Below are 26414 nucleotides of genomic sequence, written 5' to 3'. Positions count from 1 at the left end.
ATACCCATTCACCGATATATGCCGCGAATCGGTAGCAAGGGCAGAGGGATAAAAATAAAATGTAGCTGCGTATAATAATGAGGGTATTTAATGTTTTTTAATTTATAAGTGCGAATGACCGTGTTTGTAGAAAAAAATCAGAATCAGACCGGGTCCATTCAGGGATATACTTCAGGCATGTTAATCAGGTAAATGAGTTTAATGTTTTTAATTATTCACTCCGCCAATTTAATTGGAGCGATATATTTATATTGATTATAAATTAAGAGGGGTGACTTTTTTTGTGCAAAATTAAAACGGATTTTAGTGAATACTTACATTTGCATGAACGCAATATTACTTTTAAACCTTGTGAGTAACGAGTAGTTGCCTATGGCGCGTAAAAAGAAAGAAGAGGCTCAACAAACCCGGCAGCAGCTGATTGAGGCGGCTATCGGACAGTTTGCCACGCGTGGCGTAGCCAGCACGACGCTGACGGATATCGCTGATGCTGCAAAGGTGACGCGCGGCGCGATCTACTGGCACTTCACCAGTAAATCTGAAATATTTAATGCCATCTGGGAACAACAATTACCGCTTCGCGATATGATTCGCGACAGGCTTTCCCTTTCCGACAGTGACGATCCATTGTTAAAACTTCGTGAGCAATTTATTACTGCGCTGCAGTATATTGCCCATGAACCCCGGCAATGTGCGCTTTTACAAATTCTGTATCATAAGTGTGAATTTAGCAGTGATATGATTTCTGAGCGCGAAATCAGAAAGCGTATCGGATTCAACGATGACACGCTACGCGCCACGCTGGAGGCCTGTATTTCGCGAAACATCATTTCGCCACAGGTGAATGTTGATCTCACCTTGATTGTATTCCACGGTTTTTTTAGCGGAATAATTAAAAACTGGTTAATGAATAACGACAGTTTTAATCTTTATCAGCAGGCTCCCGCTCTGGTCGATAGCATACTGGCGACACTCCCGGTTATTCGCATGTCGCCAGGTGAGGGTGCTTATTGCTCAGCGCCGGGTAACATTTCCCCTCGGGCACAAAGTGCTTCTATGGTCTGCGCGCTGACGGGTTTACCTAACAGATAACCCTGAAGGGTGTTACAGCCCAGCTCGGTTAAAAAGGCTTGCTGCGCTTCGGTTTCCACACCTTCAGCCACAACTTTCAGGTTAAGTGTTTTAGCGAGAGCCACAATCGCAGAGACAATAGTGGCATCCTCGCTCTCGCCGCTGAGCTCTTGCACAAACGCCCTGTCGATTTTCAATTCACAGGCCGGTAAGCGCTTGAGGTACAGCAGGCTCGAATATCCGGTGCCAAAATCATCAATGGAGGCCTTTACCCCCGCATTCGTCAGCTCTGTCAGCACGCGTACGCTCTCATCCGGGTTGCTCATCGCCGTGGTTTCCGTCACTTCGAGGATCAACATTTCCGGTGGCACCTGGTGAAGTGCCAGGCAGTCGAGAACCGTTTTAACCAGCGAAGGTTGTTCAAACTGCAGTGTCGACAGGTTTACCGCCATTGACCAGCTTTGATGTCCCTGAAGATGCCATTCCCGCAGCTGGCGACAGGCTTCATTAATCACCCAGTTACCAATGGGGACGATTAGCCCCGTTTTTTCCGCCAGCGGCAGAAAAAGGTCCGGCGTCAGTAACCCTTGCTTAGGATGCTGCCAGCGCAACAGCGCCTCGAATCCGAGGACCGGGCCCGCCGGGGCGTGAAATTTTGGCTGATACAGCAGGCGCAGCTCATTGCGATCGATCGCCATCCACAAATCGTTCATTAACTGGAGATGGGTCTGCGCCAGGGTGTTCATGGAGGGCTGGAAAAAGTGGTAACCGTTACGGCCCATATGCTTCGTGTGATACATCGCCGCGTCGGCGTTAAACATCAGCTCACGCTCGGTTTTGCCGTCGTGAGGGTACAGCGCGATACCAATGCTGAGGGTCACCACCAGTTCATAGGGGCTGAGATTGAAGGGGCTATCGATCGCGCGCACCAGCGAATTCGCCAGCGATGCCGCGTCGTCCGGACCTTCTCCCTCTGCCAGCAGAACAAATTCATCACCGCCGATGCGTGCAAGGGTGAACTGGCCTTTCAGGAGAAGCAGCAGACGCTGCGTAACGGCGACCAGCAGCCTGTCACCGACATCATGGCCGTAGGCGTCATTGATAGCTTTAAAGCCGTCAAGATCCATGAACATCAGGGCAAAGTGATTCCCTTCACGATCGGCTTTGCTGATGGCCTGATCGAGTCTGTCTTCCAGCAGGATACGGTTGGGCAGACGCGTCAGGGTATCGTGTAGCGCCAGCTGAGCGAGTTCCCGGTTAGCTTCTGCCAGCGACGAGGCCAGAAGGGCGGTGCGTGCCTGAAGGCGGGCATCCAGCATCGACACCAGCAGGGTGATCCCAAGAATAGAGAGCGCGACGACGCTGACCAGCACCGCCAGCCAGCTCCCGTTAATCCCCTCATGGTGAACCATTGTGGACATCGGAAACTGCGCCGCTTTCATCCCGGCATAGTGCATGCCGGCAATGGCAATTCCCATCGTGATGGCGGCACCCATGCGCATCAGCACGACCTGCGCGGCTTCGCGACGCAGGCGGAAGGTCAGCCATAATGCCGCGAGTGAAGCGGCAAGCGCAATCACGACCGAAATGGCCACCCAGACCTTGTCCCAGATTATCCCGGGCATCACCTCCAGCGCCGCCATGCCGGTGTAATGCATGGCCACAATACCGCTCCCCATCACCAGCGCGCCGGGCAGCAGTCGGCGCAGGCGTAGTTGCTCGCAGCTCACAAGCCATAGCGCAAACAGCGACGAACCCACGGCGATGACCATGGATAGCACCGTCAGGGTGGCGTTGTAGCTCATGCTCATGGAGAGGTCCATCGCCAGCATGCCGATAAAATGCATGGCCCACACGCCAATCCCCATAGCAATACCGCCGCCAGCCAGCCAGACGCGGGCAGCGACGCCCTCACTCCCGGCGACGCGTGCAGCCATGTTCAGCGCGGTATACGCAGCAAGAATGGCAACAACAAAGGAGAGGACGACAAGGATAGGGTTGTATTGGCTGACCAGCATGGACGGTTCTACTCGAGTGTGGGGTTACGCTAGAGCGGTTGAGAAGGGCGAGACATTATCACCGTCAGGTAATGGCTCAAAGGGATTTAAATCCCCGTTTTTAGTGGGTAATAACGGGGTGATTTGCGCAATCGGGCGGTTAGTCGAGCTCTGAGCAGTTCACGAGTTTCAGCGGATTGACGGAGTTCATATTGCGACACTTATCGGTTTCGGTGCTCATTAGTTCAATCCACTGCATCAGGAGTGCATCGAAAATGAGAACGGAGATTGCAAAGACAACCAGCCACCAGTATTTACGAATCATTGTGTCATTCCGCGGGAAGAGCGCCAGTAAGGTGGGGGAAATATACACGAAAAATCGGGGTTGAAAAGCAGGAGAGGCGAAGGTTTACAATGCGTTGACGGAGAAGCGCAGGTAATAAAAAAGGCGCTTCCCCATGCCGAAGAGCGCCTTTTTAAACAAGCATTTAACTGATTAGTATCAGTTCATGCCGTATTTTTTCAGTTTCTTACGCAGAGTACCACGGTTGATACCCATCATCAGCGCAGCGCGGGTTTGGTTACCGCGGGTGTATTGCATCACCATGTCCAACAGTGGCTGTTCAACTTCAGCCAGTACCAGCTCATACAGGTCATTAACATCCTGACCATTCAGTTGAGCAAAATAGTTCTTCAGTGCCTGTTTAACCGAGTCACGCAGGGGCTTTTGAGTTACCTGGTCCTGAGAGTTAACGGTAGAAACGGTCAGTACGTCAGAATTTACGCGTTGTTCGAACATAGTTCTGTCAGCTCTTTATTTCATTACGCAAGATTTTCGAAGTATGCCTCCAACGCCTCCAGCTGTACGCTGGCATCCTCTATGGCGTTGAATGTGCGCCGAAACTGGTCATCTGGAGCGTGCTCCTGGAGATACCAGGAGACGTGTTTACGCGCAATTCGGTACCCTTTTGCCTGACCGTAGTGGTCATGCAGTTCCCGAACATGCGAACAAAGCAAGCGCTTAACCTCTGCCAAAGGCAGCGGGGCAAGCAGCTCCCCAGTGTCCAGATAATGCTGGATTTCCCGGAAGATCCAGGGTCTTCCCTGAGCTGCACGTCCTATCATCAGAGCATCAGCTCCCGTATAGTCGAGTACAGCCCTGGCTTTAAGCGGGTCAGTTATGTCGCCATTCGCGATAATCGGAATGGAAACTTTCTGCTTAACTGCCCGAATGCTGTCGTATTCAGCTTCACCGTTGAACAAACAGGCGCGAGTGCGTCCATGGATGGTCAGGGCCTGAATGCCACAGTCTTCGGCCAGTTGGGCAATCTCTACACAGTTACGGTGTTCCGGCGACCAACCCGTGCGAATCTTCAACGTAACAGGAACGTCCACCGCGCTGACAACCGCCGTCAGGATAGCTTTCACCTGGTCGGGGTATTGCAGAAGGGCTGAACCTGCAAGCTTGCGATTCACCTTTTTGGCCGGGCACCCCATATTGATATCAATAATCTGGGCACCACTTTCCACGTTAATCCGCGCGGCATCTGCCATCTCTTCAGGCACGCTTCCGGCAATTTGCACGGTGCGGATACCTGGTTCATCAACGTGCACCATCCGAAGGCGGGATTTATCGCTTTCCCAAACCTGCGGGTTAGACGACATCATCTCGGATACGGTTAAACCGGCTCCCATCTCATAGCACAGCGTCCTGAACGGCCGGTCTGTAATACCTGCCATTGGGGCTGCGATCAGGCGATTTCTAAGCTGGTGGTGTCCGATGCGCATGAGTTAAGAAATGACCATACTGTGACTGCAAGGCGGCGTATATTACGCATTTTTTGCACGAGATGAAAGGCCAAACTTTGAACAATCCACTGTTGTAGATCAAGGAATCGCCGCCCAATCTTCCCGTTAAAAATTATTCATTATTTAAATCATTAAGTTATATGATAATGGTTATTTTATGGGCGCTTACAATTTCCCGTAACTTCTCATCATTTCTGAATAAATGCGTCGCTGAAGCGGGATAATCTGCTGTTTTTAACAGCAGATTTCCCTTCTTCTTTGCGATCTGCGTCGCATTTTAGAACATGATCGTCATGCGAAAAATGCGTGTTATTCGACCACGACGCGCCCATGCAGCGACTGTACCGGACGGTTATTATCGTGATGCATTGTCCGGGTGAATCTGGCAAGTTGTTCTGCAGAAACCGTCAGGGGCTGTTTAAGTACAATCCAGGTAACGCCTTCTGAACACGGTGGAGTGGTCAGTGAACCGCTAAAGCGCCAGTACGTTTTATTTTTTGGCAGCAGTTTGTTCAGGTTGAGATCCTGTTTGATGGAGACGTTCTGCTCGGCCTGCTGAGGCATAACGCGCCACAGTTTTTCAAGCTCCGGGTTTGCGGCCCCTTTATCAAACATGACCGCCACCACCGTCAGTTCCCCACTGGCATTTTTATGAACCAGATGCATTTCCATCGCGTACCTCTTGCCATGTACGGTGTTTTCGCTCGGCGCGTGGAAATGGAACTGCTGTAACGTCCAGGTTTGCTTATCGAGAGTAAGGGTATCGCGGGTGTTCGCCTGTTCACCTGCCTGAATGGTATGGCCATTGTTCGTCAGTGTAACAGGGCCATCAACGTAGTGGGTTTGTAGCGGGGAGAGATGGGCGTTAGTGGTCGAATCAATATTAACAGGAGACTGGTTCATACCGCTTTGACAGGTCTTGTATGCCTCGTCCATCTCGCCCCAGTGTTGCGGTGAACCTTCCCCTTCATAGCTCCAGTGTGATGCAAATGCTGAAGCCGAAATCATGCTCAGCGCCAGCAGCGCTGCCTTGCCTGTAACGTGTGTCATCATATTCTTCCGGTGAATTTTTGTAATACAAATCAACATGATTTGTAGGGTTATTTTACCGAAGAATGAACGGGGGAGAGAGGATTATCAGAGGGTGAGAGGCGTGGTCAGATGACCACGCCAGATTCTTATTTTTTACGCCCGGTGATGCGGCACCACTCTTCTTTTTCCACCACCGGGTCGAGGGCAAAGAGATCGGCGTAGGCTTCACACACGCTGTCGGCCTGGCTTGCCAGGATACCGGAAAGCCCCAGCAGACCGCCCTCAACGGGCAGCACGCTGATTAACGGAGCCAGTTCGCGCAGTGGGCCCGCCAGAATGTTTGCGACCACCACATCGGCTTTCATGGCTTCTGGCTGAGCATCCGGCAGATACAGCTCCAGACGATCGGAGACGCCGTTACGCTCGGCATTATCGCGGCTGGCCTGAATCGCCTGCGGATCGATATCGATCCCGATGGCTTTTGCCGCGCCCAGCTTCAGGGCCGCAATCGCGAGGATCCCGGATCCACAGCCGAAGTCGATCACTGTCTTACCGTCCAGATCCAGACCATCCAGCCACTGCAGGCACAGAGACGTGGTTGGGTGAGTACCGGTACCAAACGCCAGACCCGGGTCGAGCATCACGTTCACTGCGCTTTCATCAGGGACATCGCGCCAGCTCGGGCAGATCCACAGACGTTTGCCGAACTGCATCGGGTGGAAGTTATCCATCCACTCGCGTTCCCAGTCTTTGTCTTCCAGCTGTTCGATTTTATGCACGAAACCCGCGCCCAGCAGAGGATGATTCTCCAGAATCGCGACAACCTCTTTCATATCGGTTTCGGCATCAAACAGGCCAATAACGTCGGTATCACCCCACAGGCGGGTTTCGCCCGGCAGCGGCTCAAAGACCGGCGTGTCATGCGTGTCCTGGAAGGTGATAGAGACCGAACCGGCCTCCATCAGCGCATCGCTCAGCTCTTCGGCGTTCGCGCCGGTTGTGTTCAGTTTTAGTTGGATCCACGGCATGGCAAAACTCTTTATTTATCAGTAGAAATCATAGCGGGTTGTGGGACGGGCTGACCGAAACGGTTCCCCACCACAAACGCCAGTAAACTTAGCAGTAACGAAGGCACAATTGGATGGAAGCCCAGGTACTGAATCTTAAACGTTGCGAGGACGGCGTAAAGCACGCCGCCTACAATCATCGCGCTCAGCGCACCGGCGGCATTCGCGCGCTCCCAGTAGAGCCCTAACACCAGCGGCCACAGGAATACCGCTTCAAGCCCACCAAATGCCAGCAGGTTCAGCCAGATGATCATCTCTGGCGGGCGCCACGCGGCTAACAGCAGCAATGCCCCTAACACCAAAGTAATAACGGCCGACATGCGCTTCAGGCGCCGTTCATTCTCTGCCTGCTCAGGACGCAGGTTCAGATAGAGATCTTTTATGATCGTAGCGGAACTTTGCAGCAGCTGAGCGTTGATGGTCGACATAATGGCGGCCATCGGTGCGGCGAGGAAGATCCCGGCGGCAAATGGCGGCAGCACTTTAACCATCAGGGTTGGGATAACCAGATCGGGTACGGTAAGGTCAGGAATAACTGCCCGACCTAACGCGCCCGCCAGGTGCATACCAAACATCAGGATTGCGACAACGATAGTGCCGATAATGATACCTCTGTGCACGGCTTTGCTGTCTTTGTAAGAGATACAGCGCACGGCGGTATGCGGCAGGCCAATCACCCCAAAGCACACCAACACCCAGAACGAGGTCATAAAGGTTGGCGAAAGGATGTCATCCGCGCCCTGCGGCGAAACCAGTTTTGGATCGATCGCCTCGAGCGTTTCAACCGCATGGCTCAGGCCGCCCGCGGCGTGGACGATGCCGACCAGCAAAACGATAGTGCCGATAAGCATAACCATGCCCTGCATCGTATCGTTCAGCACGCTGGCGCGGAATCCGCCAAACGCGGTATACAGCGCAATGCTGACTCCGAAGATGATCAAGCCTGTCTCGTAGGGAATACCCGCCGCCGTTTCCAGCAGGCGTGCCCCGCCGATAAACTGTACCGTCATTGCGCCAATAAAGGCCACCAGCAGGCTTAAGCTGGCCAGCCACACCAGTAAACGGCTCTGATAGCGGGCAAACAGCATATCGTTGAGCGTCACGGCATTATAACGGCGCGCCAGAATGGCAAATTTTTTACCCAGTATGCCCAGCGAGAGCCAGACGGCAGGAAGCTGGATCATCGCCAGCAGCACCCAGCCTAACCCGTATTTATAGGCCGCACCGGGTCCGCCGATAAACGAACTGGCGCTGATATAGGTCGCGGTCAGCGTCATGGCCAGCACGACGCCGCCCATCGAGCGGCTGCCCAGAAAATACTCGTTCAGGAAGGTGCCCGTCGTTCTTTTACGCATGGCGTAAACGGATAAACCAAACACCACTAACAAGTAAGCGATAAGCGGCAGAATGACTTCAAGCTGCATCATCGTCCTCCAGCGGAATATCGCGATAGATGAATTTCACCATTGCCCAGCACAGCAGGATGAAAACCAGCGGTACCAGCAGACACGCCATTTCGAACCAGTGCGGCAGGCCGGTGATGCCAATAGCGGAGTCAGGTAAGTAAGCAGTTACTAACCATGCTGCGAGATAGAGAAGGGTCAGCCACAGCGCCCAGCGCGCTTCTTTATGGGCCTGAACAAAACGTTTGTCCATTTTTTGTCCCTTGTGGATGAAGAAAGCGGGGATTGTACATGATGGGGCCTGGCGATCCCCAGAAATAAAAAAGGCCGGATAATCCGGCCTTTTAGCAACACAGGTCTCTTACTTCTCGTTCAGACCGAGTTTTTTCTCCAGATAGTGGATGTTGGTTCCACCATTCTGGAAGTGCTCGTCGCTCATGATACGCATCTGCAGATCAACGTTGGTTTTGATACCGTCGATGATCAGCTCCTGCAGGGCGTTTTTCATGCGGGCAATCGCCACGTCACGGTTTTCGCCGTAGCAGATAAGCTTGCCGATCATTGAGTCATAGTACGGCGGTACGGTGTAACCGGCGTAGATATGAGACTCCCAGCGCACACCAAAGCCACCCGGCGCGTGGAAACGCGTGATTTTACCCGGGCTTGGCAGGAAGGTGTTCGGGTCTTCGGCGTTGATACGGCACTCTACCGCATGGCCTTTCACCACAACTTCTTCCTGCTTGATGGACAGCGGCTGGCCTGCAGCGATACGCAGCTGTTCTTTGATCAGGTCAACGCCGGTGATCATTTCGGTAACCGGGTGTTCAACCTGAATACGGGTGTTCATTTCGATGAAATAGAACTCGCCGTTTTCGAACAGGAACTCAAAGGTACCTGCACCGCGATAGCCGATATCGACACACGCTTTGGAGCAACGCTCGCCGATGTAGCGACGCAGTTCCGGGGTAATGCCCGGTGCTGGTGCTTCTTCGACCACTTTCTGGTGACGACGCTGCATGGAGCAGTCACGTTCTGCCAGATAGATCGCGTTACCCTGACCGTCAGCCAGCACCTGAATTTCGATGTGGCGTGGGTTTTCCAGGTATTTTTCCATGTACACCATGTCATTGCTGAAAGCGGCTTTCGCTTCTGCTTTGGTCATGGAGATGGACTGCGCCAGTTCAGCATCGCTACGCACAACGCGCATACCACGACCGCCGCCGCCGCCGGACGCCTTGATGATAACCGGGTAGCCAATGCGTTTAGCATGAGCACGGTTAGCATCCATGTCGTCGGTCAGAGGGCCGTCAGAGCCTGGTACGGTTGGAACACCGGCTTTTTTCATCGCGGTGATTGCAGACACTTTGTCGCCCATCAGGCGGATGGTGTCGGCTTTCGGGCCGATGAAGATGAAGCCAGAGCGTTCAACCTGCTCAGCAAAGTTGGCGTTCTCAGAGAGGAAGCCGTAACCCGGATGAATTGCCACCGCGCCGGTGATTTCAGCGGCGCTGATGATAGCCGGGATGTTCAGATAGCTTTTTACGGACGGAGCCGGGCCAATACAGACCGTCTCATCCGCCAGCAATACGTGTTTTAAATCGCGATCCGCGCTTGAGTGCACAGCGACGGTCTTGATGCCCAGTTCTTTACAGGCACGAAGAATACGCAGTGCGATCTCGCCGCGGTTGGCGATAACAATTTTATCCAGCATGTACGCCTCGTTACTCGATGACGACCAGCGGCTCGTCAAATTCAACCGGCTGACCACTTTCGACCAGAATCGCTTTAACAGTACCTGATTTGTCTGCTTCGATCTGGTTCATCATTTTCATCGCTTCAACGATGCACAGGGTATCGCCTACGTTGACTTTCTGACCCACTTCGATGAACGCCTTCGCGTCCGGGCTCGGGGTGCGGTAGAAAGTACCAACCATTGGGGAACGTACGATGTGACCACTGATTTCTGCTGCAGCGGCAGGTGCGGCTTCAGCTGCTGGCGCAACGGCTGCGGAGAGCGCAGGCTGCTGCACTGGCGCAGCATAAGCTTGCTGCATTACCGGGAAGCTAGCGGCTGGGGCTGCACGGCTGATGCGTACAGACTCTTCGCCTTCAGAAATTTCCAGTTCGGAGATGCCTGATTCTTCAACCAGCTCGATCAGTTTTTTAATCTTACGAATATCCATGAGTGGGTTCCGTACTCTTGTTTAGTGTGATTGTGACAAGCGTTTTACCGCTGTCTGTAAAGCGTATGAATAGCCGTCTGCGCCCAGTCCACAGATAACGCCAGCAGCGATATCCGACAGATACGAATGGTGACGGAACGGCTCTCGGGCGTGCACATTACTCAGGTGGATCTCGATAAACGGGATACTCACCGCAAGCAGTGCGTCGCGGATAGCAACACTGGTGTGCGTAAACGCGGCCGGATTGATCAGGATATAGTCCACATTGTCTTTAGCCTGATGAATACGGTCGATGAGTGCGTACTCCGCATTCGACTGAAAATGATCCAAATCCACATTCAGTGACGCTGCTTCCGTTCCCAGACGGTTAACAATTTCACTCAATGTTAGCGTGCCGTACTTCTCTGGCTCACGGGTGCCGAGCATGTTCAGGTTCGGTCCGTTCAAAACTAAGATATGGAACTTATCAGTCATAATGCCGCTATCTCCTGCGATTTTCGGGTAAAAAACAAAATATACCTTCGAAACGCAAATGTCACCTTTTCAGAGGCTTAAAACCGCTGTCAGGCGAACCAAGGTCGCACATTATAACGATTTCGTAGCATTTAGCAGCTAAATACTGGTCTTATCAGGGAAGATTATCAACCGCTATCCGAAAAAGATTTGCGGTTGACGGGTAATCTGCGGGAAAACGCACAGTTTCGCGAACTATCGCAACCACTGGCGGAACTTCTTGTAACGCCATGCTAAAAGCGCCACGGCCGCCAGTGCATACAGGATTGGCTGCGGCGAGAGGATCTTCACCGACCACAGGTAATGAATGGGGACGAGGATCGCGACAAGATAGACGAAGTTGTGCAGCAGCTGCCAGCGCCTGCCCAGTTTTCGCTGCGCATATTGCGTGGATGTCAGCGCTAACGCCAGTAAAACCACCCAGCTCACGATACCCAGCGTCAGATAAGGACGTGTCACCAGTTCGCGGCCAAGCAGCGCCAGATTGTTAATTCCCAGTTCCAGCAGGGCGTAGCTGGTGAGGTGCAGCGTCGCCCAGGCAAAACACCATAGCCCTAACAGCCGACGGGTGCGTATCAATAAGGGCTGTTTAGCGTAGCGCGCCAGCGGCGAGACGAGCAAGGTGGCCAGCAAAAATTTCAGAGCCATCCGACCGGTAAAATGCTGGATATCCTTTGCAGGATCTGCGCTAAAGAGCCCCTGGCTGGCGGCCCAGAACAGCCATATAAAAGGAAGCAGCCCGGCCAGGTGCAGCAGCACTTTCAGCCAGATAATCTGTTTTGCCGTTAAACGCACTCAGAAGTTCTCCCGTAAGTTGAGACCACGGTAAAGCGAGGCCACTTCATCCGCATAGCCGTTAAACAGCAGCGTCGGCTGGCGCTTTACGTCCAGCGCACCGCCGGAACCGATAAACCGCTCGGTTGCCTGCGACCAGCGCGGATGATCCACGTGCGGGTTCACGTTGGCGAAGAAACCGTATTCGTCCGGGGCCGCCAGATTCCAGGTGGTTGGCGGACGTTCGCGGGTAAGCTTAATGCTGACGATAGATTTAATCCCTTTGAAGCCATATTTCCACGGTACGGTTAAACGGATGGGGGCGCCGTTCTGCGGCGGAAGCGCTTTGCCATAAACGCCAACGGTCAGCAGGGTGAGGGGGTGCATAGCTTCGTCGAGACGTAACCCTTCCACATACGGATACTCAAGCCCGCCGCCGATGAACCGATCTTTCTGCCCGGGCATCTCGTCCGGCGCATAGCGCGTCTGGAAAGCGACATATTTTGCATTGCTGGTGGGCTCAACCATCGCCAGCAGTTTATGCAGCGGGAAGCCGACCCAGGGCACCACCATCGACCAGGCCTCCACGCAGCGCATGCGATAGATGCGCTCTTCGAGCGGGAAACGGGTAGTAAGATCGTGGTGATCCAGCGTCAGGGGTTTCGCCACTTCGCCATCAATTTTCAGCGTCCACGGATCGGTTTTGAGGCTCCCCGCGTTGGCGGCAGGATCGGCCTTATCGAGACCAAATTCGTAGAAGTTGTTGTAGCCGGTAACTTTATCTTCCGGCGTGAGCGTCAGCTTGTTTTGCCATTCGGGCGGTTTGGTAAAGGTGAGCGGGGCGCCGGATGGGGCCTTTGGCCGATCGTTGCCTTTAAACCAGTCGAGCAGGTCGGCGTGTGCCGCGGGAGAGAGCGTCAGGGCAGTGGCGCTGATGCCAAGCATTTTCAGGATCTGGCGGCGCTGTAACATAAAGACAGACTCGGACGTTACGTCGGCTTCCGTCAGTTTTCGGTTTTTCATGGCATCCTCCGTCATGCGTTTTTCTAAGCATGACGGAGGAGAGGGATTCGCGCGAATATGTCACGAAAATTTGAAGATTAGGCGATTTTCACCAGCGCGCGACCGTGGAACTGGTTGTCCATGATCTTACTGGCGTATTCCGGCGCCTGGCTGAGGGTTATCTCCGTTGCGCTCTGGGTATAGAAAGATTCCGGCAGATCGCGCACCAGTCGTTCCCAGGCTTGATGACGACGGGCCGGCGGGGTCATCACGGAATCCACACCCTGCAGGCGTACGTTACGCAGAATAAATGGCATCACGGTGGTTGGCAGGGCAAATCCGCCCGCCAGACCGCAGGCTGCCACGCAGCCGCCGTAGTTCATCTGCGCCAGGACTTTTGCCAGCACCTTATCACCGACGGTATCCACCGCCCCTGCCCAAACCTGTTTTTCCAGCGGACGGGTTTCGGCAAATTCGTCGCGGCTGAGAATGCGGCTGGCGCCGAGCTGGCGCAGATAGTCATGGGTACTTTCTCGGCCGGAAACCGCAGCGACTTGATAGCCCAGCTTGTGGAGCAGCGTGACTGCCGTGCTGCCCACGCCTCCGCTGGCGCCGGTGACGACAATTTCCCCTGACTCAGGGCGGATACCTGCATCTTCCAGCGCCATCACGCACAGCATGGCGGTAAAGCCTGCCGTGCCGACGATCATCGCCTTGCGGCCATCCATGCCTTTCGGCACAGGCACCAGCCAGTCGCCTTTCACGCGCGCCTGCGTTGCCAGCCCGCCCCAGTGATTTTCACCCACGCCCCAGCCGGTGAGCAGCACATGCTGGCCCGGATGGAAGCGCGGATCCTCGCTGGTATGAACCCGCCCAGCGAAATCGATCCCCGGCACCATAGGGAAATTTCGGATGATTTTACCCTTACCGGTAATAGCCAGCGCATCTTTATAATTTAAACTGGACCAGTCGATGTCGACGGTTACGTCGCCTTCCGGCAGGCGACTCTCTTCAACCGCCTGCACTGAGGCAAGCGTTTTGCCGTCCTGCTGTTCTAAGATCAAAGCCTGCATACGGGGTCCTCACGACTCAGATGATTGGAAAATAATTTCTGAAGACTATACTCGCTCAGGGAAACGCAGTGCCGATTTAACGCAATAAATTGCCAGATACGCCCGATTTGGTAGTATGCCGCATTTGAAATGCAAGTTAGCGCTTACTCGCTACCCCATCAACCCACGGAGTAATCTCAAGGATGCGATTAACGACGAAGTTCTCAGCTTTTATCACCTTGCTGACGGGGCTTACCATTTTTGTCACGCTTCTGGGCTGTTCCCTGAGTTTTTACACCGCCATTCAGGACAAGCTGGTCAACCGGGTACAGTCTGTTGCCTCGGTGATTGATACGCGTCTGCTGACGACGCCCCTACCGGCGCTCTCCCGTGAGCTTGATGAGTTGATGGTACCTGTTGATATCGTTCAGATCGACATTCTGCAGGGAAAGCATCGTGTTTTAAGCCATGAACGACCGGGAAGCTATCGCCCCGCGGGCGTGGTAAGCCAGTATCGGGAAGTGACGGTGCATTCCCTTAAAAATCCGGGGATGACCATACACATGGTCTACCTCGATCCGATGGCCAGCTATTTCCGTTCCATGATGACCACCGCGCCGCTCACCGTCGCCGTTGCGTTTATCGTCCTGCTGATCTTTCTCGCGGTCCGCTGGCTGCGCCGCCAGCTTTCCGGTCAGGAGCTGCTGGAGATGCGCTCCGTGCGGATCCTGAACGGTGAACGCGGCCCGCAGGTGCGTGGCTCTGTCCACGAGTGGCCGTCACGGGCCAGCAGCGCGCTCGATACCCTGCTCTCCGAAATCCAGTTTGCCAGCGACCAGCGCAGCCGTATGGATACGCTGATCCGCTCTTATGCGGCGCAGGATAATAAAACTGGCCTTAACAACCGTCTTTTCTTTGATAATCAGCTCGCCACGCTGCTCGACGATTCAGAAAAAGTGGGGACACACGGGGTGGTGATGATGATTCGCCTGCCCGATTTCGATCTCCTGCGCGACACCTGGGGACAGCGTGCCGCGGAAGAAAACCTCTTTACGCTGATCAACCTGCTCTCCACCTTTATTATGCGCTACCCGGGCGCGCTGCTGGCCCGCTATCACCGCAGCGACTTTGCCGTGCTGTTGCCTCATCGTACGCTGAAGGAATCCGAAAGCATCGCCAGTCAGCTGCTGAAGGCGGTAGATGCGCTGCCGCAGAGCAAAATGCTCGACAGGGACGATATGGTCCACATGGGGATCTGCGCCTGGCGTGGTGGACAATCGACTGAACAGGTGATGGAGCACGCGGAAGCCGCTACCCGCAACGCCGTGTTGCAGGGAGCCAACGGATGGGCGGTTTATGATGACTCGCTGCCGGAAAAAGGGCGCGGCAACGTGCGCTGGCGCACGCTGATTGAGCAAATGCTCAGCCGCGGCGGGCCACGTATTTATCAAAAACCCGCGGTCATGAAAAACGGCAACGTTCATCACCGTGAACTGATGTGTCGTATTTTTGACGGTACCGAAGAGGTCATCTCTGCGGAATATCTGCCGATGGTGCTGCAATTTGGCCTGTCCGAAGAGTATGACCGCCAGCAAATTACCCGGCTGATTCCGTTTTTATCCTTCTGGCCTGAAGAAAACCTGGCGTTACAGGTCACCGTGGAGTCGTTAATACGCCCACGTTTTCAGCGCTGGCTACGTGATACGCTAATGCAATGCGAAAAATCGCAACGTAAACACATTATTTTTGAACTTGCTGAGGCCGATGTAGGTCAACACATCAGCCGGTTACGTCCGGTGGTACGTTTGATCAATGCGCTCGGTGCACGTATCGCTGTGACGCAGGCAGGTTTAACGCTGGTCAGCACCAGCTGGATCAAGGAACTGGATGTGGAGTTATTAAAGCTACATCCGGGGCTGGTAAGGAATATTGAGAAGCGTACGGAAAACCAGCTGCTGGTACAGAGTCTGGTAGAAGCGTGCAAGGGTACGCGAACACAAGTATTCGCCACGGGCGTGCGCTCCAGAAGCGAATGGCAGATGTTAACAGCGCGCGGCGTGATGGGCGGTCAGGGGGATTTTTTTGCTGCCTCTCAACCGCTTGACACCAACGTGAAAAAATATTTGCAAAGATACTCTGTTTGACCTGCCGTTTACGCTGTTTTCACGTAGAATATCGCGCCTGTAGCTTTGAGTATGTCGAGCAAAAAGCCAGTGAACGACCTGTAACGGGTTACAAACGTCAGTGGGGAACGCTACTGTTTACTCAGCCCTGAGGGAATCAGGGGATGATTTTGTAACATCAGGAAACGTACTGCACAAATTTTCACCGTTGCAGATGATTTTTGCGCCTTGTCGCTGCTGCGTGTGGTTGGTAAAGTAAGCGGATTTTGTTTTCCGCCCCAGCTTTCAGGATTATCCCTTAGTATGTTGAAAAAATTTCGTGGCATGTTTTCCAATGACCTGTCCATTGACCTGGGTACCGCGAATACCCTTATTTATGTAAAAGGACAAGGCATCGTATTGAATGAGCCTTCCGTTGTGGCCATTCGTCAGGATCGTGCAGGCTCGCCGAAAAGCGTGGCTGCAGTGGGTCATGACGCGAAGCAGATGCTGGGTCGTACCCCTGGCAACATCGCCGCCATTCGCCCAATGAAAGACGGCGTTATCGCCGACTTCTTCGTGACTGAAAAAATGCTTCAGCACTTCATCAAGCAGGTTCACAGCAACAGCTTCATGCGTCCAAGCCCGCGTGTTCTGGTGTGTGTGCCGGTTGGTGCAACCCAGGTAGAGCGTCGCGCAATCCGTGAATCTGCCCAGGGTGCAGGTGCACGCGAAGTGTTCCTGATTGAAGAGCCTATGGCTGCAGCCATCGGTGCTGGTCTGCCTGTTTCCGAAGCTACCGGTTCTATGGTGGTGGATATCGGTGGTGGTACCACGGAAGTGGCCGTTATCTCTCTGAACGGCGTGGTGTACTCCTCTTCCGTACGTATCGGCGGTGACCGCTTCGATGAAGCCATCATTAATTATGTGCGCCGTAACTACGGCTCTCTGATCGGTGAAGCCACCGCAGAGCGTATCAAACACGAAATCGGCTCTGCGTATCCGGGCGATGAAGTGCGTGAGATCGAAGTGCGTGGCCGTAACCTGGCTGAAGGTGTTCCACGCGGTTTCACCCTGAACTCCAACGAAATTCTGGAAGCTCTGCAGGAACCACTGACGGGCATCGTGAGCGCGGTAATGGTTGCGCTGGAACAGTGCCCACCAGAGCTGGCGTCCGATATCTCCGAGCGCGGTATGGTTCTGACCGGTGGTGGTGCGCTGCTGCGTAACCTCGACCGCCTGTTAATGGAAGAGACAGGTATTCCTGTCGTAGTTGCAGAAGATCCACTGACTTGCGTCGCCCGTGGTGGTGGCAAGGCGCTGGAAATGATCGACATGCACGGCGGCGATTTGTTCAGCGAAGAGTAGTCGAGTTTGAGAGGGTAGCAATTTGCTACCCTTTCTCTCTGACGCGAGAATACGCATAGCCTATGAAGCCAATTTTTAGCCGTGGCCCATCGCTACAGTTTCGCCTCATTCTGGCGGTTCTGGTTGCGCTTGGGGTCATTATTGCCGATAGCCGCCTCGGTACGTTCAGCCAGATCAGAACGTACATGGATACCGCCGTCAGTCCTTTCTACTTTGTTTCAAATGGTCCCCGTGAACTGCTCGACTCCGTTTCTCAAACGCTGTCTTCGCGCGACCAGCTCGAACTCGAAAACCGGGCATTACGTCAGGAACTGCTGCTGAAAAACAGCGAACTGCTGATGCTGGGGCAATACAAGCAGGAAAACGCGCGTCTGCGTGAACTGCTCGGCTCGCCGCTGCGTCAGGATGAGCAGAAAATGGTCACGCAGGTGATCTCCACCGTGAACGACCCCTACAGCGATCAGGTTGTGATCGACAAAGGGAGCGTGAACGGGGTGTATGAAGGTCAGCCTGTTATCAGCGATAAAGGCGTTGTGGGCCAGGTTGTTGCCGTGGCTAAACTGACCAGCCGCGTGCTGCTGATTTGCGATGCCACGCATGCGCTGCCGATCCAGGTTCTGCGCAACGACATCCGCGTGATTGCGGCCGGTAACGGCTGTACGGACGACCTGCAGCTGGAACACCTGCCGGCTAACACGGATATCCGCGTGGGCGACGTGCTGGTGACGTCCGGCCTGGGTGGACGCTTCCCTGAAGGCTATCCGGTTGCGGTGGTCTCTTCGGTCAAGCTGGATACCCAACGTGCCTATACCGTGATTCAGGCCCGTCCAACCGCCGGTTTGCAGCGTCTGCGCTATCTGCTGCTGCTGTGGGGCGCCGATCGTAACGGTGCTAATCCGATGACGCCTGAAGAGGTGCATCGCGTGGCGAACGAGCGCCTGATGCAGATGATGCCGCAGGTTCTCCCGCCTGCGGATTCCATGGGGCCGCCTGCGCCAGTACCGGCGCCGGCAACCGGGTTAACGCAGCCGCTGCCGGATGCGCCGCCACCGCCTAAACTCTCTTCGGGAGGGCAGTAGTGGCAAGCTATCGTAGCCAGGGACGCTGGGTCATCTGGCTCTCGTTTCTCATTGCACTGTTACTGCAAGTGATGCCCTGGCCGGATGATATTCTCGTTTTCCGGCCAAACTGGGTATTACTCATTTTACTCTACTGGATCCTTGCCCTGCCGCATCGCGTAAATGTCGGCACAGGTTTCGTGATGGGTGCCATACTGGATCTCATTAGCGGCTCTACGCTTGGCGTGCGCGCCTTGTCCATGAGCATTATTGCGTACCTCGTCGCACTCAAATTCCAGCTCTTTCGTAACCTTGCGCTCTGGCAACAGGCCCTGGTAGTGATGCTATTGTCGCTCGCTGCGGATATCGTTGTTTTCTGGGCAGAGTTTTTAGTGATCAACGTCTCTTTCCGACCGGAAGTGTTCTGGAGTAGTGTAGTAAACGGTGTGCTCTGGCCTTGGTTATTCCTGCTGATGCGTAAGGTTCGCCAGCAGTTTGCTGTGCAATAAAAGGTTTCTATGACGTCTTTGTATCTCGCTTCCGGCTCCCCGCGCCGTCAGGAACTCCTGACGCAGCTAGGCGTCTCTTTTGAACGCATCGTTACCGGCATTGAAGAAAAACGTGCTGAGGGCGAAAGCGCTCAACAGTACGTGTCTCGCCTGGCGCGCGAGAAAGCGCAGGCGGGCGTGGCCAGTGTGCCACGCGATCTTCCCGTGCTGGGAGCAGATACCATCGTTATTCTGAACGGTGAAGTGCTTGAGAAACCGCGCGACGCCGATCATGCGGCGCGCATGCTGCACAAAATGTCCGGACAAACGCATCAGGTGATGACGGCCGTCGCCCTGGCTGACCGCCAGCACGTGCTGGATTGCCTGGTGGTGACCGAAGTGACGTTCAGAGTACTTACCGACGACGACATCGCCGCTTATATTGCCAGCGGTGAACCAATGGATAAAGCAGGTGCATACGGTATTCAGGGGCTGGGTGGCTGTTTTGTCAGGAAGATTAATGGCAGCTATCACGCCGTAGTCGGCTTACCGCTGGTGGAAACGTATGAGTTGCTGAGCAATTTTAACTCACTGCGTGAGGGAAGGGATAATTATGACGGCTGAATTGTTGGTAAACGTAACGCCATCGGAAACCCGTGTGGCCTATATTGATGGTGGCATTCTTCAGGAAATTCATATTGAGCGTGAAGCGCGGCGCGGAATAGTAGGCAATATCTACAAAGGTCGTGTCAGTCGTGTGCTACCGGGTATGCAGGCGGCTTTTGTAGATATTGGACTGGATAAGGCGGCGTTTTTACATGCCTCCGATATCATGCCGCACACCGAGTGCGTCGCGGGCGAAGAGCAAAAGCAGTTTGCCGTGCGCGATATTTCTGAACTGGTGCGTCAGGGACAGGATCTGATGGTGCAGGTGGTGAAAGACCCCCTCGGTACCAAAGGCGCCCGTCTGACCACCGACATCACCTTACCTTCCCGCTATCTGGTCTTTATGCCCGGCGCGTCGCACGTGGGCGTTTCGCAGCGTATTGAGAGCGAAACCGAGCGCGAGCGTCTGAAGAAAGTGGTTAGCGCCTACTGCGATGAACAGGGCGGGTTTATCATCCGTACCGCTGCGGAAGGGATCAGCGAAGAAGACCTGGCGTCGGATGCGGCTTACCTGAAGCGCGTCTGGACCAAGGTGATGGAGCGTAAAAAACGCAACCAGACCCGCTACCAGCTTTACGGTGAGCTGGCCCTTGCTCAGCGCGTTCTGCGCGACTTTGCTGATGCCCAGCTCGACCGCATTCGCGTGGACTCGCGCCTGACCTATGAAGCCCTGCTGGAGTTTACCGCCGAATATATCCCGGAGATGCCCGGCCTGCTGGAGCACTATTCAGGGCGTCAGCCGATCTTCGATCTCTATGATGTCGAAAACGAGATCCAGCGCGCGCTGGAGCGTAAGGTTGAGCTGAAGTCAGGCGGCTATCTGATCATCGATCAGACCGAAGCGATGACCACCGTCGATATCAACACTGGCGCGTTCGTCGGCCATCGTAACCTCGATGACACCATCTTCAACACCAACATCGAAGCCACGCAGGCGATTGCGCGCCAGCTTCGTCTGCGCAATCTGGGCGGCATTATCATCATCGACTTCATCGATATGAGTAATGAAGACCATCGTCGCCGCGTGCTGCACTCGCTTGAGCAGGCGCTGAGCAAAGACCGCGTGAAAACCAGTATCAACGGCTTCTCGCAGCTGGGGCTGGTGGAAATGACGCGTAAGCGTACCCGCGAGAGCGTTGAGCATGTGCTGTGTAATGAATGCCCAACCTGCCATGGGCGCGGAACGGTAAAGACGGTTGAGACCGTCTGCTATGAAATTATGCGCGAAATCGTCCGTGTTCATCATGCCTACGACTCCGATCGTTTTCTGGTCTATGCTTCCCCTGCGGTGGCTGAAGCGCTGAAAGGCGAAGAGTCACACGCGCTGGCGGAAGTGGAAATCTTTGTCGGCAAACAGGTAAAAGTACAAATTGAACCGCTCTATAACCAGGAGCAGTTTGACGTCGTGATGATGTAAGACGCAGTACGCTGCGTGACGAAAGCTGACAAGGAGAGATGCGTGAGGCGATTGCCGGGGATTTTATTGCTTACAGGGGCAACGCTGGTCGTGATTGTCGCGTTGCTCGTGAGCGGGCTACGCCTCGTATTACCGCATCTGGACAGCTGGCGTCCGCAGCTGCTGGCTAAAATCGAATCCACCACCGGCGTGCCGGTGAACGTAAGCCAGATTAGCGCTAACTGGCAGAATTTTGGCCCGACGCTCGATGTCCGGGATATAAACGCCAGCCTCAAAGATGGCGGCCACCTGAAAATCAAACGCGTGACCCTGGCGCTGGACGTCTGGCAAAGCCTGCTGCATCTGCGCTGGCAGTTTCGCGATCTCACCTTTTATCAACTCCAGTTCCTGACCAATACGCCTCTGTCCGGCGGCGATAGCGGTCAGGGTCTGGAAGCCAACCGCTTCAGCGATCTTTTCCTCCGTCAGTTCGATCACTTCGATCTGCGCGACAGCGAAGTGAGCTTCATTACCCTTTCCGGCCAGCGTGCCGAACTGGCGATCCCTCAGCTGACCTGGCTCAACGGTAAAGAACGTCACCGCGCCGAGGGGCAGGTCAATCTCTCAAGCCTGAACGGCCAGCACGGCGTGATGCAGGTGCGGATGGATCTGCGGGACGATGACGGCCTGTTAAACAACGGCAAAGTCTGGCTGCAGGCCGACGATGTTGACGTGAAGCCGTGGCTGGGCGACTGGCTCCAGCAAAATATGCAGCTGGAGACTGCCCGCTTCAGCCTTGAAGGCTGGCTGACCCTGACCAAAGGCGAATTTGCCAGCGGCGATATCTGGCTCAAGCAGGGGGGCGCCAGCTGGAAAGGCGAAAAACAGCAGCATCAGCTTTCCGTCGATAACCTCACCGCGCACGTGACGCAGGAGAAAGAGGGCTGGCAGTTTGCCATTCCGGATACGCGCATCACCATGGACGGCAAGCCGTGGCCGCGCGGTGCGCTGACGCTGGCCTGGATGCCGGAGCAGGACGTCGGCGGCACGGCCAGTAAACGCAGCGATGAGCTGCGCATCCGCGCCAGCAACCTCGATTTGGCGGCCATTGAGGGCCTGCGCTCGATGGCGGCAAAGCTCTCTCCGGACCTGGGCGAGATCTGGCTGGCAACGCAGCCGAGCGGGAAAATAGACGCTCTGGCGCTGGATATTCCGCTCCAGGCGACGGAAAAAACCCGCTTCCAGGCAACGTGGAAAGATCTTGCCTGGAAGCAGTGGAAGCTGCTGCCGGGGGCGGAGCACTTTAGCGGCAAGCTGGAAGGCAGCGTGGAAAACGGCAGGCTAACGGTTGATATGCACGATGCCAAAATGCCTTACGAGACGGTCTTCCGCGCGCCGCTGGAAATCGAACAGGGCAGTGCGGTGCTTAACTGGCTCCGTAACGACAAGGGCTTCCAGCTTGATGGCCGCCATATCGACGTGAAAGCCAAAGCGGTGCACGCGCGCGGCGATTTCCGCTATCTGCAGCCTGTAGGTGACGAGCCGTGGCTGGGCATTCTGGCCGGGATCAGCACCGATGACGGCTCTCAGGCCTGGCGCTACTTCCCGGAAAACCTGATGGGAAAAGCCCTGGTGGACTATCTCAGCGGCGCGATTCAGGGCGGTCAGGCGGACAATGCCACGCTGGTGTACGGCGGTAACCCGCATCTTTTCCCGTACAAACATAATGAAGGCCAGTTCCAGGTGCTGGTGCCGCTGCATAACGCGACATTTGCGTTCCAGCCCGGCTGGCCCGCGCTGAAAGACCTGGATATCGAGCTCAACTTCCTCAATGACGGACTATGGATGAAGTCCGACAGCGTGGCGCTGGGCGGCGTGACGGCCAGCAACCTGACGGCCAACATCCCGGATTACTCCAAAGAGAAGCTGCTGATTGATGCCGACATCAATGGCCCGGGCAAAGCGGTGGGGCCGTACTTTGAGGAGACGCCGCTGAAAGATTCGCTGGCGGCGACGCTCCAGCAGCTACAGCTTGATGGAGATGTGAATGCTCGCTTACATCTTGATATCCCGCTGGACGGCGAGATGACCACCGCCAAAGGTGACGTCCGCCTGAAGAACAACAGCCTGTTCATTAAGCCCCTTGAGAGCACGCTGAAAAATCTCAGCGGGCAGTTCAGCTTTGACAACGGAAACCTGAAGAGCGAGCCGCTTACGGCCAGCTGGTTTAATCAGCCCGTTAATATCGACTTCACGACCACCGAGGGTGAAAAGGCTTATCAGGTAGCCGTCAATCTGGACGGTAACTGGCAGCCAGCGCGCATGGAGGTCCTGCCGAAGCCCATTGAGGCGTCAGTGCAGGGCGCAGTCGCCTGGCAGGGTAAAGTGGCAATCGACCTGCCATATCACGCGGGTGCTCAGTATAAGGTCGACATCACGGGCGATCTGAAAAACCTTCAGAGCCAGCTGCCTGCGCCGCTGGATAAACAGGCCGGACAGCCGCTGCCGGTAAAGCTGAACGTCGATGGCAACCTGAACAGCTTCGCGCTGACCGGAAGCGCGGGCGGGACAAACCACTTCAACAGCCGCTGGCTGCTTAACCGCAAGCTCACCCTCGACAAAGCCATCTGGACAACGGATAGCCGCTCCACGCCGCCTCTGCCGGAGCAGTCGGGCATTGAGCTGAATCTCCCGCCGATGGACGGTGCAGAGTGGCTGGCACTGTTCCAGAAAGGCGTTGGGCAAAACGTTGATGAAACCGCCCAGTTCCCGCAAGCCATTACCGTACGCACGCCGTCACTGATGCTGGGTGGGCAGCAGTGGAACAACCTGAGCCTGGTTTCACAGCCAGGCGCTAACGGCACTAAGGTGGAGGCCCAGGGAAGGGAGATCAACGGCACGCTGACCATGCGCAATCACGCGCCGTGGCAGGCGGCGATCCGCTACCTCTACTACAACCCGGCAAGCGCCGCGAGCGGGAAAGATAAACCGGCAGAAGCCTCGCCGCTGAGCAATGTCTCCCGCGTCGATTTTAGCGGCTGGCCCGATCTCCAGCTGCGCTGTGCGGAGTGCTGGCTGTGGGGGCAGAAATACGGCCGTATTGACGGTGATTTCACTATTCAGGCCAACACGCTTACGCTCTCCGGCGGCCTGGTTGATACCGGTTTTGGCCGCATGACGGCCGCAGGGGAATGGGTGAATAACCCGGGCGAGCAGCGAACTTCCCTGAAGGGCGACATTAAAGGCAACAAGCTGGATGCGGCAGCCAATTTCTTTGGAATCAGCACGCCGCTGCGCGGCTCGTCGTTTGACGTCGATTACGATCTTCACTGGCGTGACGCCCCGTGGAAGCCGAATGAAGCCTCGCTGAACGGCATTCTGAAAACCCGCTTCGGCAAAGGTGAAATTGCTGACGTGAGCACGGGGCGCGCCGGTCAGATCCTGCGCCTGCTGAGTTTTGATGCGCTGCTGCGCAAGCTGCGCTTCGATTTCAGCGATACCTTCAGCGAAGGTTTCTACTATGATTCCATCCGCAGCACGGCGTGGATCAAGGACGGCGTTCTGCATACGGACGACACGCTGGTGGATGGCCTGGAAGCGGATATCGCCATGAAAGGCTCCGTTAACCTCGTGCGTCGCGAGCTGGATATGGAAGCCGTGGTGGCGCCGGAAATTTCCGCGAGCGTGGGCGTGGCGGCGGCCTTTGTGGTGAACCCGATTGTCGGTGCGGCGGTGTTTGCCGCCAGCAAAGTGCTGGGTCCGCTGTGGAGTAAAGTCTCCATTCTGCGCTACCGCATTACCGGTCCGGTCGATAAACCGCAGATTAACGAGGTGCTGCGCCAGCCGCGCAAAGATGCACAGCAATGATTTGACGTGGGCAGGTAATTGCCTCACTCTCAATAAATACGATCTTTATACCGCCACGGGCGGCAACGAACGAGTAGCAATACGATGAGTCTGAACCTGGTAAGTGAACATTTGCTCGCAGCGAACGGCCTGAGCCATCAGGACCTGTTCTCCATTCTTGGTCAACTGACCGAACGCCGCCTCGACTACGGCGACCTTTATTTCCAGTCGAGCTATCACGAATCCTGGGTTTTAGAAGACAGCATCATCAAAGATGGCTCCTACAACATTGACCAGGGCGTCGGCGTCCGTGCCGTCAGCGGCGAGAAAACCGGTTTCGCCTATGCCGATCAGATTAGCCTCACCGCACTCGAGCAGAGCGCGCAGGCCGCACGTACCATTGTGCGTGATACCGGTGATGGTCGCGTGAAAACCCTGGGAGAAGTGCAGCACTCTGCACTCTATACCAGCATCGATCCGCTGCAGAGCATGAGCCGTGAAGAGAAGCTGGATATCCTGCGTCGCGTGGACAAAGTCGCCCGCGCGGCGGATAAACGCGTGCAGGAAGTTTCTGCCAGCCTGAGCGGCGTGTATGAGTTGATTCTGGTTGCGGCAACGGACGGTACCCTTGCGGCAGACGTTCGCCCGCTGGTGCGTCTCTCCATCAGCGTGCAGGTCGATGACGACGGCAAACGCGAGCGCGGCTCAAGCGGCGGCGGCGGTCGTTTCGGCTATGACTGGTTCCTGGGCGACGTTGACGGTGAAGCACGCGCCGACGCCTGGGCGAAAGAAGCCGTGCGCATGGCGCTGGTGAATCTGAATGCCGTCGCGGCGCCGGCGGGCTCATTCCCGGTGGTGCTGGGCGCCGGCTGGCCGGGCGTACTGTTACACGAAGCCGTAGGCCACGGCCTGGAAGGCGACTTTAACCGTCGCGGGACGTCCGTGTTCAGCGGTCAAATCGGGCAGCTTGTCTCCTCTGAGCTGTGCACCGTGGTGGATGACGGCACCATGCGCGATCGTCGCGGCTCGGTGGCTATCGACGATGAAGGTACGCCAGGCCAGTACAACGTGCTGATCGAAAACGGCGTGCTGAAAGGCTACATGCAGGACAAACTCAACGCGCGCCTGATGGGCGTTGCGCCGACGGGCAACGGACGCCGTGAATCTTACGCGCACCTGCCGATGCCGCGCATGACCAACACGTACATGCTGCCGGGCAAATCCACGCCGCAGGAGATTATCGAATCCGTTGATTACGGTATCTTTGCGCCAAACTTTGGCGGCGGCCAGGTGGACATCACCTCCGGTAAGTTTGTTTTCTCCACGTCAGAAGCGTATCTGATCGAGAAAGGCAAAGTGACCAAAGCGGTGAAGGGGGCGACGCTGATTGGCTCCGGTATTGAAGCCATGCAGCAGATCTCTATGGTCGGTAACGATCTGAAGCTGGATAACGGCGTGGGCGTCTGCGGTAAAGAGGGCCAGAGCCTGCCGGTTGGCGTGGGCCAGCCAACGCTGAAGGTGGACAACCTGACGGTGGGCGGCACGGCGTAATTTCCTGACCCTCTCCCCAAAGGGGAGAGGGGACTG

Annotated in this window: 23 protein-coding genes; 9 read left to right on the top strand and 14 right to left on the bottom strand. The window is 55.4% G+C overall.

What is annotated here, in order from left to right; genetic code table 11:
- The first annotated feature begins 372 nt into the window (after positions 1–372).
- Positions 373–1092: an acrEF/envCD operon transcriptional regulator gene (envR, locus tag NI40_RS23425; RefSeq protein WP_039260391.1), complete on the top strand. Its 720-nt coding sequence runs from the start codon at positions 373–375 to the stop codon at positions 1090–1092.
- Here the strand turns inward: envR and NI40_RS20100 are convergent.
- The 14 genes from NI40_RS20100 to acuI all read right to left on the bottom strand — a co-directional run bounded on the left by NI40_RS20100 (position 1008) and on the right by acuI (position 13924).
- A complete protein-coding gene (locus NI40_RS20100) occupies positions 1008–3089 on the bottom strand; it encodes a putative bifunctional diguanylate cyclase/phosphodiesterase (RefSeq protein WP_039260392.1) in 2082 nt (693 codons plus the stop codon). The two genes, envR and NI40_RS20100, sit on opposite strands and share 85 nt — an antisense overlap.
- A gap of 139 nt (positions 3090–3228) precedes the next feature.
- A complete protein-coding gene (locus NI40_RS23420) occupies positions 3229–3393 on the bottom strand; it encodes a DUF2556 family protein (protein WP_008502862.1) in 165 nt (54 codons plus the stop codon).
- A gap of 177 nt (positions 3394–3570) precedes the next feature.
- Positions 3571–3867 carry a DNA-binding transcriptional regulator Fis gene (gene fis, locus NI40_RS20095; RefSeq protein WP_000462905.1) on the bottom strand — a complete coding sequence of 99 codons (297 nt, stop codon included), beginning with the start codon at positions 3865–3867 and terminating at the stop codon, positions 3571–3573.
- 23 nt (positions 3868–3890) lie between these two features.
- Positions 3891–4856, bottom strand: coding sequence for a tRNA dihydrouridine synthase DusB (gene dusB, locus NI40_RS20090; protein ID WP_023309409.1), 966 nt, complete (start codon positions 4854–4856; stop codon positions 3891–3893).
- Positions 4857–5186: 330 nt separating this feature from the next.
- Positions 5187–5927, bottom strand: coding sequence for a carbonic anhydrase (locus NI40_RS20085; protein WP_033146772.1), 741 nt, complete (start codon positions 5925–5927; stop codon positions 5187–5189).
- A 128-nt stretch (positions 5928–6055) separates the two neighbouring features.
- On the bottom strand, positions 6056–6937 hold the full coding sequence (gene prmA, locus NI40_RS20080; protein WP_039260393.1) for a 50S ribosomal protein L11 methyltransferase: 882 nt from the start codon (positions 6935–6937) through the stop codon (positions 6056–6058).
- A gap of 11 nt (positions 6938–6948) precedes the next feature.
- A complete protein-coding gene (panF, locus tag NI40_RS20075; protein WP_039260394.1) occupies positions 6949–8400 on the bottom strand; it encodes a sodium/pantothenate symporter in 1452 nt (483 codons plus the stop codon).
- The gene (locus NI40_RS20070; protein WP_006178860.1) at positions 8390–8632 is read right to left on the bottom strand and encodes a YhdT family protein; all 243 of its coding nucleotides are present in this window, start codon (positions 8630–8632) and stop codon (positions 8390–8392) included. The genes panF and NI40_RS20070 overlap by 11 nt, the downstream gene beginning before the upstream one ends.
- Positions 8633–8740: 108 nt before the next feature.
- A complete protein-coding gene (gene accC / locus NI40_RS20065; RefSeq protein ID WP_023333644.1) occupies positions 8741–10090 on the bottom strand; it encodes an acetyl-CoA carboxylase biotin carboxylase subunit in 1350 nt (449 codons plus the stop codon).
- 10 nt (positions 10091–10100) lie between these two features.
- Entirely contained in the window at positions 10101–10562 is a 462-nt protein-coding gene (accB, locus tag NI40_RS20060) for an acetyl-CoA carboxylase biotin carboxyl carrier protein (protein ID WP_010436174.1), read from the bottom strand.
- A gap of 21 nt (positions 10563–10583) precedes the next feature.
- Positions 10584–11036: a type II 3-dehydroquinate dehydratase gene (gene aroQ, locus NI40_RS20055; RefSeq protein ID WP_023309405.1), complete on the bottom strand. Its 453-nt coding sequence runs from the start codon at positions 11034–11036 to the stop codon at positions 10584–10586.
- A 234-nt stretch (positions 11037–11270) separates the two neighbouring features.
- Positions 11271–11870 carry a protein-methionine-sulfoxide reductase heme-binding subunit MsrQ gene (gene msrQ, locus NI40_RS20050; protein WP_039260395.1) on the bottom strand — a complete coding sequence of 200 codons (600 nt, stop codon included), beginning with the start codon at positions 11868–11870 and terminating at the stop codon, positions 11271–11273.
- The gene (msrP, locus tag NI40_RS20045; protein WP_039260396.1) at positions 11871–12872 is read right to left on the bottom strand and encodes a protein-methionine-sulfoxide reductase catalytic subunit MsrP; all 1002 of its coding nucleotides are present in this window, start codon (positions 12870–12872) and stop codon (positions 11871–11873) included. It lies immediately after the preceding gene.
- Between the two features lie 77 nt (positions 12873–12949).
- Positions 12950–13924: an acrylyl-CoA reductase (NADPH) gene (acuI, locus tag NI40_RS20040; RefSeq protein WP_039260397.1), complete on the bottom strand. Its 975-nt coding sequence runs from the start codon at positions 13922–13924 to the stop codon at positions 12950–12952.
- Between the two features lie 182 nt (positions 13925–14106).
- Here acuI and csrD point away from each other — a divergent pair, with 182 nt between their 5' ends.
- The 8 genes from csrD (at position 14107) to tldD (ending at position 26378) form a co-directional block, all read left to right on the top strand.
- Positions 14107–16047 carry an RNase E specificity factor CsrD gene (csrD, locus tag NI40_RS20035; RefSeq protein WP_033146768.1) on the top strand — a complete coding sequence of 647 codons (1941 nt, stop codon included), beginning with the start codon at positions 14107–14109 and terminating at the stop codon, positions 16045–16047.
- A 282-nt stretch (positions 16048–16329) separates the two neighbouring features.
- On the top strand, positions 16330–17373 hold the full coding sequence (mreB, locus tag NI40_RS20030; RefSeq protein WP_000913396.1) for a rod shape-determining protein MreB: 1044 nt from the start codon (positions 16330–16332) through the stop codon (positions 17371–17373).
- Between the two features lie 62 nt (positions 17374–17435).
- Complete coding sequence (gene mreC / locus NI40_RS20025; RefSeq protein ID WP_023309400.1) at positions 17436–18452, top strand: rod shape-determining protein MreC; 1017 nt, start codon at positions 17436–17438, stop codon at positions 18450–18452.
- Positions 18452–18940: a rod shape-determining protein MreD gene (gene mreD, locus NI40_RS20020; RefSeq protein ID WP_023309399.1), complete on the top strand. Its 489-nt coding sequence runs from the start codon at positions 18452–18454 to the stop codon at positions 18938–18940. Before mreC ends, mreD begins: the two co-directional genes overlap by 1 nt.
- A 9-nt stretch (positions 18941–18949) precedes the next feature.
- Positions 18950–19543 (top strand): Maf family protein, encoded by a 594-nt coding sequence (locus NI40_RS20015; protein ID WP_023309398.1) that lies wholly within the window; start codon positions 18950–18952, stop codon positions 19541–19543.
- Positions 19533–21002 (top strand): ribonuclease G, encoded by a 1470-nt coding sequence (gene rng, locus NI40_RS20010; protein WP_010436156.1) that lies wholly within the window; start codon positions 19533–19535, stop codon positions 21000–21002. The genes NI40_RS20015 and rng overlap by 11 nt, the downstream gene beginning before the upstream one ends.
- 42 nt (positions 21003–21044) lie before the next feature.
- Positions 21045–24848, top strand: coding sequence for an AsmA2 domain-containing protein YhdP (gene yhdP / locus NI40_RS20005; RefSeq protein WP_039260398.1), 3804 nt, complete (start codon positions 21045–21047; stop codon positions 24846–24848).
- An 84-nt stretch (positions 24849–24932) separates the two neighbouring features.
- Positions 24933–26378 carry a metalloprotease TldD gene (tldD, locus tag NI40_RS20000; RefSeq protein WP_029740073.1) on the top strand — a complete coding sequence of 482 codons (1446 nt, stop codon included), beginning with the start codon at positions 24933–24935 and terminating at the stop codon, positions 26376–26378.
- Positions 26379–26414: the final 36 nt, after the last annotated feature.

The organism is Enterobacter sp. E20 (assembly GCF_000801755.2).
GTDB lineage: Bacteria > Pseudomonadota > Gammaproteobacteria > Enterobacterales > Enterobacteriaceae > Enterobacter > Enterobacter asburiae_B.
The sequence above is the reverse complement of the archived record's forward strand: the minus strand, read 5'-3'. Positions and strand labels throughout refer to the sequence as shown.